The organism is Streptomyces sp. GL_140, from assembly GCF_057834465.1.
Genome location: NZ_CM174404.1, coordinates 2,835,520 through 2,847,204, shown reverse-complemented (window position 1 = coordinate 2,847,204; position 11,685 = coordinate 2,835,520). Strand labels below are relative to the sequence as shown.

The following is an 11,685-nucleotide window of genomic DNA, read 5'->3' as shown; positions in this document are numbered from 1 at the left end:
GGGCGACGTAGGCTTGGAGATCCGGAGGCCGTCGACCGGCGAGGCCCCTCAGTGGGAGGTATGTGCAGGCCACAGTGCCGGCCCATGACTCAGACACCGACAGCCAAGACCCCCGCGCCGGGGCAGGCGCGAGCCCACTTCACCGTCCCGGCCACCCACCCGATGGTGTCCGTCCTCGGCTCGGGCGACGCCCTGTTGCGCGTGATCGAGAAGGCCTTCCCGAAGGCCGACATCCATGTTCGGGGCAATCAGGTCAGCGCGATCGGCGCCGCGGCGGAAGTCGCGCTGATCCAGCGCCTGTTCGACGAGATGATGCTGGTGCTCCGCACCGGGCAGCCGATGACGGAGGATGCAGTGGAACGCTCGATCGCCATGCTCAAGTCGAGCGGCAACGGCGAGGGCCCGGACGAGTCGCCCGCCGAGGTGCTCACCCAGAACATCCTCTCCAGCCGCGGCCGCACGATCCGCCCCAAGACCCTGAACCAGAAGCGGTACGTCGACGCGATCGACAAGAACACGATCGTGTTCGGAATCGGCCCCGCCGGTACCGGCAAGACCTACCTCGCCATGGCCAAGGCGGTCCAGGCCCTGCAGTCCAAGCAGGTCAGCCGGATCATCCTGACCCGCCCGGCGGTCGAGGCGGGCGAGCGCCTGGGATTCCTCCCCGGCACCCTCTTCGACAAGATCGACCCGTATCTGCGCCCGCTCTACGACGCCCTGCACGACATGATCGACCCGGACTCGATCCCCCGCCTGATGGCGGCGGGAACCATCGAGGTGGCGCCGCTGGCGTACATGAGGGGTCGGGCCCAGCCCCGCTTCACGAAGGTCCTCACGCCTGACGGCTGGCGGCCAATCGGCGACCTTCAGGTGGGTGACCTGGTCGTCGGATCGAACGGCGAGCCGACCCCGGTGCTTGGTGTCTACCCGCAGGGTGAGAAGGACATCTACCGCGTCACCGCCCAGGACGGCTCTTGGACCTTGTGCTGCGGCGAGCACCTCTGGACGGTCCGTACGGCTTCGGACAAGCGTCGCGACAAGCCGTGGCGCGTCCTGGAGACCAAGGAGATGATCGGCAACCTCCGTGCGGCGCACGCCCGCCGCTACGAGCTGCCGCTTCTCACGGCCCCCGTCGAGTTCCCCGCACGTGAGGTCCCGATGGACCCGTACGCGCTGGGCCTGCTATTGGGTGACGGGTGCCTGACCGGTTCCACCACACCGTCCTTCGCCACGGAGGACGAGGAACTGGTCCACGCCCTTGAATCCGCCCTTCCCGGGGTCGCTGTACGGCACAAGGGTGGTCCTGACTACGTCCTGAACAGAGTGAAGTCCCCGGGTGATGTTGTCACGCTGGAGAATCCCGTCACCAGGGTCCTGCGAGAGCTGGACCTGATCGGCAGCCGTTCGCACTCCAAGTTCGTGCCGGACGACTATCAGTTCAATACGCCGGAAGTCCGCCTTGCGGTGCTCCAGGGCCTGCTCGACTCCGACGGGGGTCCGGTCACCCAGCGGGACCGCACCTGCCGGATCCAGTACTCCACGGCGTCGATCGTCCTGCGGGACGACGTGATCGCCCTGGTCCAGTCGCTCGGCGGTGTGGCCTACACCCGGCGTCGTGCGGCCGAGGGGCGCAAGCAGGGCACCGCACTGGCCGCCCACCGGCGCGACTCGCACGTCGTCGACATCCGCCTCCCCGAGGGCATCGAGCCCTTCCGCCTCACCCGCAAGCGGGACGCGTACCACGCGGCCGGCGGCGGGCGCCCGATGCGCTTCATCGACTCCATCGAACCTGCGGGCCGCGAGGAGGCCGTGTGCATCCAGGTGGCCGCCGAGGACTCGCTGTACGTCACGCAGGACTACCTGCTGACGCACAACACCCTCAATGAGGCCTTCGTCGTGCTCGACGAGGCGCAGAACACCACCCCCGAGCAGATGAAGATGTTCCTGACCCGGCTCGGGTTCGACTCGAAGATCGTCGTCACCGGTGACGTGACCCAGATCGACCTGCCGGGTGGTGCCAAGAGCGGTCTGCGTCAGGTCCAGGAGATCCTCGAAGGCGTCCGGGACATCCACTTCTCGCGGCTCACGTCCGAGGATGTCGTCCGGCACAAGCTGGTCGGCCGTATCGTCGATGCGTACGAGAAGTACGACGACAGCCAGGACGCGAAGCAGTCCCGGAACGGCTACCAGCGGAAGTAGAACCCAGCGCACCATGTCGATCGACGTCAACAACGAGTCCGGAACCGAGGTCGACGAGCAGGCGATCCTCGACATCGCCCGCTACGCGCTCGCCCGGATGCGGATCCACCCGCTCTCGGAGCTCTCCGTCATCGTCGTCGACGAGGAGGCGATGGAGCAGCTCCACATCCAGTGGATGGACCTGCCCGGACCCACCGACGTCATGTCCTTCCCGATGGACGAACTGCGTCCGCCGTCGAAGGACGAGGAGGAGCCCCCGCAGGGGCTCCTCGGTGACATCGTGCTCTGCCCCGAAGTGGCCAAGAAGCAGGGCGAGGACGCGCCGACGCAGCACTCCATGGACGAGGAGCTCCAGCTCCTGACCGTCCACGGGGTGCTGCACCTGCTCGGCTACGACCACGAGGAGCCGGACGAGAAGGCCGAGATGTTCGGCCTCCAGGCGGCCATCGTCGACGGCTGGCGCGGCGAACGCGGTGTGACCGGCCCGTCCCCGGCCCCGACCGTCTCGTGACCAGCGACGCACAGCTGATCACCGGGGCCGTACTCCTGGTGGTGGTGGCCTGGTTCGCGGCGTGCGCCGAGTCCGGGATCGCCCGGATCTCCACCTTCCGCGCCGAGCAGGCCGCACGGGAAGGCAGGCGCGGAAGCGCGAAGCTGCTCCAGGTCGCCGCCGACCCCACCCGCTACGTCAACGTCGCCCTGCTGGTCCGGATCACCTGCGAGATGGCGGCGGGCGTGTTCGTCACGTACGTCTGCCTCGACGAGTTCGGCGAGAACTGGACCGCGCTGCTCGTCTCCATCGCGGTGATGGTGCTGGTGTCCTTCGTCGCGGTGGGCGTGTCCCCCCGCACGATCGGCCGCCAGCACCCCCTGAACACCGCAACGGCGGCCGCGTACGTACTCGTACCGCTCGCCCGCGTCATGGGGCCGATCCCGCAGCTGCTGATCCTCATCGGCAACGCCCTCACGCCCGGGAAGGGCTTCCGCAAGGGCCCCTTCGCCTCCGAGGCCGAGCTGCGCGCCATGGTGGACCTGGCGGAGAAGGAATCGCTGATCGAGGACGACGAGCGCCGGATGGTGCACCAGGTCTTCGAGCTGGGGGACACCCTCGTGCGCGAGGTGATGGTGCCGCGAACCGACCTCGTCTGCATCGAGCGGTACAAGACGATCCGTCAGGCGACCACGCTCGCGCTGCGGTCCGGTTTCTCGCGCATCCCGGTGACCGGGGAGAACGAGGACGACATCGTCGGTATCGTGTACCTCAAGGACCTGGTCCGCAAGACGCACGTCAGCCGGGAGTCGGAGACCGACCTGGTCTCCACGGCGATACGGCCCGCGGTCTTCGTCCCGGACACCAAGAACGCGGGCGACCTGCTGCGCGAGATGCAGTCGGTGCGCAACCACGTGGCGGTGGTCATCGACGAGTACGGCGGCACGGCCGGCATCGTGACCATCGAGGACATCCTGGAGGAGATCGTCGGCGAGATCACCGACGAGTACGACCGGGAGATCGCGCCCGTGGAGGAGCTGGGCGGCGACCGCTACCGGGTCACCGCGCGCCTGGACATCACCGACCTCGGGGAACTGTTCAAGGTCGACTCCTTCGACGACGAGGACGTGGAGACGGTCGGCGGGCTGCTCGCCAAGGCCCTGGGCCGGGTGCCGATCGCGGGCGCCTCGGCGGTGGTGGACCTGCCGGACGGGCGTCCGCTGCGGCTGACCGCCGAATCCCCGGCCGGACGCCGGAACAAGATCGTGACGGTGCTCGTGGAGCCGGTGGCCCCCGAGGCCGCGGCGGAGGAAGAGGCGCAATGACACCGGCCGAACTGCGCGAGTTCTGCCTCGGCTTCAACGCCGCGGTGGAGGAGTTCCCCTTCAACCCGGAGACCTCGGTGTTCAAGGTCCTGGGGAAGGTGTTCGCGCTGAGCGCACTCGACGGTGACCCGCTGAAGGTCAATCTGAAATGCGAACCGGAGCTGGCGGTGCGGCTGCGGGCCGAGCACGAAGCGATCGTGCCCGGCTGGCACATGAACAAGCGGCACTGGAACACGGTCACGGCCGGCGGGCCGGGCGGGCTCCCCGACGCGATGGTCCGGGAGCTGGTCGAGGACTCGTACGACCTGGTGGTCGCGGGTCTGCCGAAGGCGGAGCGACTGCGGCTCGACCGGCCGTGATGCGTCGGCCCGACCCCGGCCCCGACCCCGGTCGTGGAATCGGGGTCGGGTCCAAGGTCACTGATCACGGGACCTTCGGGGCGCCGCAAGCACTTACGCAGCGCTTAGGTTTATCCCTGCGCCACCAAGATCCCGGGGGGACACCGGGGGTGGAGGGGAGAGCGCGTCAGCGGGGTCGTCGTGCGGCCCCGCTGACGCGCTCCATATGCTTCAGGCTATGACCGACACCACTGGGATCGACCCCGAAGACATCAAGATCATCACGTTGGCGCGCAGCGCCCGGGCCCGCAACGGGGTGCCCGAAGGGGCGGCGGTGCGGGACGAGACCGGCCGTACCTACGTCGCCGGAACGGTGGCACTGGACTCCCTGAAGCTGAGCGCGCTCCAGACGGCCGTCGCGATGGCGGTGGCCAGCGGGGCCCAGTCCCTGGAGGCGGCGGCGGTCGTCAGCTCGGCGGACGCCCCCGCCGAAGCCGACCGCGCGGCGGTCCGCGACCTCGGCGGCCCGCAGACCCCGGTCCTGCTGGCGGGCCCGGACGGCACCCTGAAGTCCACGACTCCGGCCGGGGCCTGACGCCCGACGCGGCGGATCCGGCCGGTCGGGGGCGCGGCGGCCTACGAGATCTACAAGGTCTACAAGGTCTACGAGGCCTACGAGGCCTTCGCGATCGGCCGGGTCCCGCAGCGGCCGGGTCCTACAGCGGTTGGCCGCCGCGGCCCGTCCGGCCGACGCCGCGCGGTGAGAAGGTGACCGGGCCGATCCAGCCCTGGCGGACCAGGGCCACCTGGGACGGCAGCGGGGTCACGGGATCGAAGTTCCTGCCGCGGGACCAGTTCGCGAACAGCCCCTCCGTCGTCTCGACGGCAGTCACCACCATGGTGACCCGGAGGTCGCCCTCGGCCCAGGTGTTCCACAGTGCCCAGCCCTGCGGCCGGGGTTCGACGCCGAGCCGCGCGCACATCTGCTCGTAGCCCTCGTCCGTTCCGGCGGGCATGACCCCGGGCTTGAACACGCAGGCTCCGATGAGCCGCTGCAGGGGGCGGTCCGGCTCCGTGCAGCCGTCGCCCTTGAAGTGGTAGCTGCGCAGGGTCCGGGAGAGGGCGTCCAGGTCCGTCCGGAACGGCGCGGGGTGGTCCTCGCCGGATGCCTCGACCACGACCCGGTGGGCGAGGCGCTCGATCTCCCGGAGGTAGTCGAGCTCGGAGAGTTCGGGTGCGGTCATGCTCCGCAGTCTCGCAGGGGGCGCGAGCGCGCGGACAGCTGTTTTCACCCCTTGCCGGGCCGCCCGCCCGGCGGCCCGGTCCCGGTCAGGCCGTGAGGGCCGCCGCGGGGGCGGGTGCGGGGCGGCGGCGGATGACCATCGCCATCAGGGCGGCCATCGCGCACAGCGCGCCCGAGGCGTACCAGACGAGGTCGTACGAGCCGAAGGCGTCGCGGGCCAGGCCGCCCAGGAAGGCCACCACCGCGGCGCCCACCTGGTGCGAGGCCAGGACCCAGCCGAAGACGATGGCGCCGTCCTCGCCGTAGTGCTCGCGGCACAGGGCGATCGTCGGCGGGACGGTGGCGACCCAGTCCAGGCCGTAGAAGACGATGAAGAGCAGCATCGGCGGGTGCACGGACGGGGCCAGCAGCATCGGCAGGAAGAGCAGCGAGATCCCGCGCAGGGCGTAGTAGACGACGAGGAGGCGGCGCGCGTCGAAGCGGTCCGTCAGCCAGCCGGAGAACACCGTGCCGATGACGTCGAAGACGCCGATCACCGCCAGGAGTCCGGCCGCCGCGGTCACCGGCATGCCGTGGTCGTGGGCCGAGGGCACGAAGTGGGTCTTGACCAGGCCGTTCGTCGAGGCTCCGCAGATCGCGAAGGTACCCGCGAGCAGCCAGAAGGGGCCGGTCCGGGCCGCCTTCAGCAGCACGGTCACCGCCCGGCGGGCGGCTCCCGGTACGGGCGCGGGCTTGGCCGCGTACGTGCCCCCGTACGGGGCGGCACCGATGTCCGCGGGGTGGTCGCGCAGCAGCAGCCAGACGAAGGGCACGACGACCAGGGCCGCCAGCGAGACGGTGACCGCGGCCGGACGCCAGCCGTGGTGTTCCACCAGCCAGGCCAGCAGCGGCAGGAAGACCAGCTGGCCGGAGGCGCCGGCGGCGGTCAGGATGCCGGTGACCAGGCCGCGCCGGGCGACGAACCAGCGGTTGGTCACGGTCGCGGCGAAGGCCAGGGCCATGGAGCCGCTGCCCAGGCCGACCAGGACGCCCCAGTACATGATCAGCTGCCAGGCGGAGGTCATCCACACCGTGGCCACGGAGCCGATGGATATCACCGTCAGCGCGACGGCCACGACCCGGCGGATGCCGAAGCGGTCCATCAGCGCGGCCGCGAACGGCGCGGTGAGCCCGTAGAGCGCGAGGTTCACGGAGACGGCGAGGCCGATCGTGCCGCGGGACCAGTCGAACTCCTGGTGCAGCGGCTCGATGAGCAGCCCCGGGAGGGAGGCGAAGGCGGCCGCGCCGATGATCGTCACGAAGGCGACGGCCGCGACGAACCAGGCTCGGTGGATGCGGTGGGCGGTGGCCCCGGGGGCGGGGGAGGGTGCTGTCTGCGTCGTCACGACGACAGTTTCCGGCCATCGGGACCCCATACGACAGTGGCCTGACTGACACGCTTCGATATGATCGGGCCATGGATCTCGTGGAGTCCGAGCCGCAATCCCAGCCGCAGGCCCAATCCCGGCCCCGGCCCCGGCGGCACCGCGTCGTCGTCCTCGCGCTCGCCGGGCTGCTGCCCTTCGAGCTCGGCATCCCCCACCGGATCTTCGGCCGCGCCAAGGATCCGGCCGGGCGGCCGCTGTACGAGATCCTCACCTGCGGTCTCGCGCCCGGCGCGGTGCCCACGGACGCCGACTTCGCGATCCAGGTCGGGCACGGGCCGGAACTGCTGGCCACGGCCGACACGGTGGTGGTCCCGGCCTCCTACGAGCTGGGACCGGTCCACGCGGAGGGCCGGCTCACCCCCGAGCTGGCCGCCGCCCTCGCGCACATCAGGCCCGGTACCCGTCTGGTGTCCATCTGCACGGGTGGCTACGTGCTGGCCGCGGCGGGATATCTGGACGGCCGCCGGGCCACCACCCACTGGTCCTCGGCCGAGCACTTCCAGCGGACCTTCCCCGCCGTGCTGGTCGACCCGGGCGTGCTCTACACCGACGACGGGGACGTGCTGACCTCCGCCGGAGTCGCCGCGGGCATCGACCTGTGCCTGTACATCGTGCGCCGCGACCACGGCACGGCCGTGGCCAACGACGTGGCCCGGCGCACCGTCGTACCGCCCCACCGCGACGGCGGGCAGGCGCAGTTCATCGAACGGCCGGTGCCGGAGCCGCAGCAGGCCAGCACGACGGCGGCCCGCGCGTGGGTGCTGGACAGGCTGCACGAGCCGCTGCGACTGAGCGACTTGGCCCGGCAGGAGGCCATGTCGGTACGGACCTTCACGCGCAGGTTCCGCGAGGAGTCCGGGGTCAGCCCCGGCGAATGGATCGTCGGACAGCGGGTGGAGCGGGCCCGGACGCTGCTGGAGCGGACCGGGCTGCCGATGGAACAGGTGGCGCGGGAGGCCGGGTTCGGGACGGCCCAGTCGCTGCGCAAGCACGTACAGGCGGCGCTCGGCGTGAGCCCGACGGCCTACCGGCGGACGTTCCGGGAGGCGGGGGCCGGGGGCGGGGGAGCGGGCGCGAGCGGTCCGATCCTGCCATCTCCTGATGGGCCATCAGTTGATGCCGGGTCCGTGCATTGACTTATCCCGCCACCCGCTCGTGAATGGCCCCCTGTCGGGGTACGGGAACCCAGGGGGCGGGCAGTGCGAACAGCGCGGAGCAGAGGGTGGTCGGCGGCCGTCGGCATGGCGGTGCTGGCCGCCGCGACCGGAGGCGCGCTGAGCCCGCCCGCCGCCGCCGAAGGGGCCGGGCCGAGCGCGGGGCCCCCAGGGCAGGTGGAGTTCCCGACGCACTGCCTGCTGCCCCAGGAGGCCGGGCTGCCTCCGGCCGACGGGCCCACCACCGCCCGGATCACCGTGGACAACCCGGCGCCGCGGGTCGGCGACATCGTCACCGTGACCTATCAGGTGGCCAGGACCCCCGCCGTGAACCCGCTCGCCGCCGAGCTCCCCGCCGACGTGCTCACCCCGACCGGCCGGATCGTCCTCGGCGGAGCGCAGAGCGGCGAGGTCACGGTCGTCGGAGCCAAGCGCAACGACCCCGTCAAGGCGGGCGACCCGCTGCCCGCCGTCACGATGACGGGCACCTTCACCGTCACCGCACCCGGTGAGATCACCCTCGCCCCGGGCGGCTACACCCTGCACACCAGCCACCTCATGGACCTCGACACGATCTGCGCCGCCGCCCCGACCCCCGACCCGGCCCCGAATACGGCCCCGGACCCGACCTCGGCTCCGGCTCCGGCTCCCGTTCCCACTTCCACTCCCACGACTGGTCCGACTACGGCTCCCACTACGGCTCCCACGACGGCTCCGACCCCGGAGCCGAGCCCCGTCCCGGTCCTGACGCCGGTCGCCGAGCGGATCACCGCGACCCCCGCCCCGACGGCCAACCTGCGCTCGGTCGCCCTCGCCACGGCCTCCGGCAGCCCCGGCGCCAAGGTCAAGGTCACCGGTTCCGGCTTCGTTCCCGGCGCGGCCGTGACCGTGGCCGGGCGGGCCGGAGTCGCCGAGACCGCCGACCGGGTGACGGCGAAGGCGGACGAGCTGGGCGTGGTTCTGGCGGAGCTGCCGGTCACGGACAAGGCGACCACGGCGGTCGTGGCCTACGAGGGCGCGGCCTGGTCGGCGGCGCAGGGCTCCGGGCCGGCGGCGTACACGGCGACGTCCTCCCGGCGGCGCCGGGCACCCAGAAGGTGACGGCCGTGGTGGAACCGGGCGAGCTGGGCATGACCCAGCAGGGCCAGGCCGTGACCCTGGGCGCGGTCCCGTACGGGGACGGCGGCGCGGCGGCCGGCCGGATCGGCACCGTCACAGTCAAGGACGCCCGGGGCGGCCCGGCGGGCTGGTCGCTGATCGGAAAGGTCACCGACTTCACGGGCGCGGGCGGACTGCGCATCCCGGGCGCCTCCCTGAGCTGGACCCCCTCGTGCGCGGCGGCCGCCGGCAGCCCCAGCGTCTGTGCGCCCGGCAGCGCGGGCACGGTCGGACCGGAGGGCGCGGTGCTGGCGTCGACGCCGGACGCCGCGGTCGTCGGGGGAACCTTCACGATCGACGCGACGGTCGCCCTCCAGGTGCCCCCGTACACCGCGCCGGGCGCCTACACCGCGGTGCTGACCCTGACCCTGTCGTGACGGGCCAGGACCAGGGCCACGACCCGGACCCGGACCCTGACCCGGATCCGGTCCGAGCCCACCGGCACCGGCACCGGCGCCGGTACCGGGTGCGGTCGGCCGTGGCCGCGGCCCTGGTCCTGCTCGCCGCCGTGTTCCTGCTCGCGCCCGCCGGGACGGCCGCCGCCGCCGACAACGGCCAGTGGTCGGTGCTGCCGGCCGCGAACAACCTCGGCCAGCGGCCCTACTTCTACCTCTCCGCCGCCCCCGGCGGAACCGTCGCCGACACCGTCACCATCGCCAACCGCACCGATCAGCCCCGTACCTTCCGCCTCTACGCCGCCGACGCCTACAACACCGCCCGCGACGGCGGCTTCGCGCTGCGCGGCCCCGACGAGCCGCGCACCGCCACCGGCGCGTGGACGAAGCTCGCGCGGGAGCGGATCACCGTCCCGGCGCGCACCGTGGTCGGCGTCGGCTTCACCCTCACCGTCCCCGACCGCGCCGAGCCGGGGGACCACCCCGGAGCCGTCGTCGCCCTGGATGACACCCCGGAGGGGACAGGGCCGCAGGGGATCGGGGTGCAGCAGGCCGTCGCCGCCCGCGTCTACCTCCGGGTCGCCGGACCCACCGCGCCGGCCCTCGCCGTCGAGGACCTCCGGGTCACCGGTCGGGCCGCCGCCGGCGCGGAGATCTCGTACACGCTCCGCAACCTCGGCAACGTCACCCTGCGCCCGCGCGCGGCCCTCGCCGTCACCGGAGCCCTCGGCCGGACCCTGCGCTCCCGCACCCTGACCGGCCTGCCCGCCGAGCTGCTTCCCGGTCAGGAGGTCCGGCTCACGGCCCGCTGGGAGGACCCCCCGGCGCTGGAATGGACCCGGCTCACGGTGACGGCGGGGGCCGACGGAACCAGCTCCCGGGCCACCGTCGGGCACGCCGCGCACCCCGCTCTGAACGGCCTCCTCGCGGCCGCTCTGGTGCTCCTGGCCGCAGCCTGGTCGGCGCTGGGAGCCGCATCGGGGAGAATGGCCCGTATGAGCGATCGTTCCCCCGAGACCACCAGCCCGCACCGTGCGGGCTTCGCCTGCTTCGTCGGCCGCCCCAACGCGGGGAAGTCGACCCTGACCAACGCGCTCGTGGGTACCAAGGTCGCGATCACCTCCAACCGGCCGCAGACCACCCGCCACACCGTGCGCGGCATCGTGCACCGCCCCGACGCCCAGCTCGTGCTGGTCGACACGCCCGGCCTGCACAAGCCGCGCACGCTGCTCGGCGAGCGCCTCAACGACGTCGTGCGCGCGACCTGGTCCGAGGTCGACGTCATCGGCTTCTGCCTGCCCGCGGACCAGAAGCTCGGCCCCGGCGACAAGTTCATCGTCAAGGAGCTCGCGGGGATCAAGAAGACCCCCAAGATCGCCATCATCACCAAGACCGACCTGGTCGAGTCCAAGGTGGTGGGCGAGCAGCTCATCGCGGTCCACCAGCTCGCCGAGGAGCTGGGCTTCGAGTGGGCCGAGATCGTCCCCGTCTCGGCGGTCGGCGACAGCCAGGTCCATCTGCTGGCGGATCTGATCGCGCCGATGCTGCCCGAGAGCCCGCCGCTGTACCCGGAGGGCGACCTCACCGACGAGCCCGAGATGGTGATGGTCGCGGAGCTGATCCGCGAGGCCGCGCTGGAAGGCGTACGGGACGAGCTCCCGCACTCCATCGCCGTCGTCGTCGAGGAGATGATCCCCCGGGAGAACCGCCCGGCCGACCGCCCGCTGCTGGACATCCACGCGAACCTCTACATCGAGCGGCCGAGCCAGAAGGGCATCATCATCGGCCCGAAGGGCGCCCGACTGAAGGAGGTCGGGATGAAGTCGCGCAAGCACATCGAGGCGCTGCTCGGCACTCCGGTCTTCCTCGACCTGCACGTGAAGGTCGCCAAGGACTGGCAGCGCGACCCCAAGCAGCTCCGCAAGCTCGGTTTCTGACCTTCTCCAGACCGGCTCC

General features: G+C 71.9%; 11 protein-coding genes. 9 read left to right on the top strand and 2 right to left on the bottom strand.

Translation table 11 applies throughout. The features are described from left to right. Nucleotides 1-84 precede the first annotated feature (84 nt). The 5 genes from AC3IYJ_RS13330 (at nt 85) to AC3IYJ_RS13310 (ending at nt 4,947) form a co-directional block, all read left to right on the top strand. Complete coding sequence (locus AC3IYJ_RS13330) at nt 85-2,199, top strand: PhoH family protein (protein WP_489401518.1); 2,115 nt, start codon at nt 85-87, stop codon at nt 2,197-2,199. A gap of 13 nt (nt 2,200-2,212) precedes the next feature. Next, entirely contained in the window at nt 2,213-2,710 is a 498-nt protein-coding gene (gene ybeY / locus AC3IYJ_RS13325; RefSeq protein ID WP_453605333.1) for an rRNA maturation RNase YbeY, read from the top strand. Continuing rightward, complete coding sequence (locus tag AC3IYJ_RS13320; protein WP_489401517.1) at nt 2,707-4,014, top strand: hemolysin family protein; 1,308 nt, start codon at nt 2,707-2,709, stop codon at nt 4,012-4,014. Before ybeY ends, AC3IYJ_RS13320 begins: the two co-directional genes overlap by 4 nt. Then, entirely contained in the window at nt 4,011-4,373 is a 363-nt protein-coding gene (locus tag AC3IYJ_RS13315; protein ID WP_371615818.1) for an MmcQ/YjbR family DNA-binding protein, read from the top strand. The genes AC3IYJ_RS13320 and AC3IYJ_RS13315 overlap by 4 nt, the downstream gene beginning before the upstream one ends. A 217-nt stretch (nt 4,374-4,590) precedes the next feature. Beyond that, a complete protein-coding gene (locus AC3IYJ_RS13310; RefSeq protein ID WP_489401516.1) occupies nt 4,591-4,947 on the top strand; it encodes a cytidine deaminase in 357 nt (118 codons plus the stop codon). Nucleotides 4,948-5,068: 121 nt separating this feature from the next. On the opposite strand, the gene AC3IYJ_RS13305 is transcribed toward AC3IYJ_RS13310, so the two are convergent. Together AC3IYJ_RS13305 and AC3IYJ_RS13300 are read right to left on the bottom strand one after the other, a co-directional pair. Next, a complete protein-coding gene (locus tag AC3IYJ_RS13305; protein ID WP_489401515.1) occupies nt 5,069-5,596 on the bottom strand; it encodes a hypothetical protein in 528 nt (175 codons plus the stop codon). A gap of 85 nt (nt 5,597-5,681) precedes the next feature. Continuing rightward, on the bottom strand, nt 5,682-7,010 hold the full coding sequence (locus AC3IYJ_RS13300) for an MFS transporter (RefSeq protein ID WP_489401514.1): 1,329 nt from the start codon (nt 7,008-7,010) through the stop codon (nt 5,682-5,684). A gap of 41 nt (nt 7,011-7,051) precedes the next feature. Here AC3IYJ_RS13300 and AC3IYJ_RS13295 point away from each other — a divergent pair, with 41 nt between their 5' ends. From AC3IYJ_RS13295 to era, 4 genes are all read left to right on the top strand, one after another. After that, nucleotides 7,052-8,158, top strand: coding sequence for a GlxA family transcriptional regulator (locus tag AC3IYJ_RS13295; RefSeq protein ID WP_489401513.1), 1,107 nt, complete (start codon nt 7,052-7,054; stop codon nt 8,156-8,158). Between the two features lie 63 nt (nt 8,159-8,221). Then, nucleotides 8,222-9,277, top strand: coding sequence for a hypothetical protein (locus AC3IYJ_RS13290; protein ID WP_489401512.1), 1,056 nt, complete (start codon nt 8,222-8,224; stop codon nt 9,275-9,277). Between the two features lie 5 nt (nt 9,278-9,282). Continuing rightward, entirely contained in the window at nt 9,283-9,711 is a 429-nt protein-coding gene (locus AC3IYJ_RS13285) for a WxL domain-containing protein (RefSeq protein ID WP_489401511.1), read from the top strand. A gap of 1,004 nt (nt 9,712-10,715) precedes the next feature. Then, nucleotides 10,716-11,666: a GTPase Era gene (gene era, locus AC3IYJ_RS13280; RefSeq protein ID WP_371619652.1), complete on the top strand. Its 951-nt coding sequence runs from the start codon at nt 10,716-10,718 to the stop codon at nt 11,664-11,666. Nucleotides 11,667-11,685: the final 19 nt, after the last annotated feature.

What these genes read in the sequence shown, in the direction of transcription:
- AC3IYJ_RS13330 (WP_489401518.1), top strand. Translation starts at nt 85, where the DNA reads ATGACTCAGACACCGACAGCCAAGACCCCCGCGCCGGGGCAGGCGCGA.
- ybeY (WP_453605333.1), top strand. Translation starts at nt 2,213, where the DNA reads ATGTCGATCGACGTCAACAACGAGTCCGGAACCGAGGTCGACGAGCAG.
- AC3IYJ_RS13315 (WP_371615818.1), top strand. Translation starts at nt 4,011, where the DNA reads ATGACACCGGCCGAACTGCGCGAGTTCTGCCTCGGCTTCAACGCCGCG.
- AC3IYJ_RS13310 (WP_489401516.1), top strand. Translation starts at nt 4,591, where the DNA reads ATGACCGACACCACTGGGATCGACCCCGAAGACATCAAGATCATCACG.
- AC3IYJ_RS13305 (WP_489401515.1), bottom strand. Translation starts at nt 5,596, where the DNA reads ATGACCGCACCCGAACTCTCCGAGCTCGACTACCTCCGGGAGATCGAG.
- AC3IYJ_RS13300 (WP_489401514.1), bottom strand. Translation starts at nt 7,010, where the DNA reads ATGGGGTCCCGATGGCCGGAAACTGTCGTCGTGACGACGCAGACAGCA.
- AC3IYJ_RS13295 (WP_489401513.1), top strand. Translation starts at nt 7,052, where the DNA reads ATGGATCTCGTGGAGTCCGAGCCGCAATCCCAGCCGCAGGCCCAATCC.
- era (WP_371619652.1), top strand. Translation starts at nt 10,716, where the DNA reads ATGGCCCGTATGAGCGATCGTTCCCCCGAGACCACCAGCCCGCACCGT.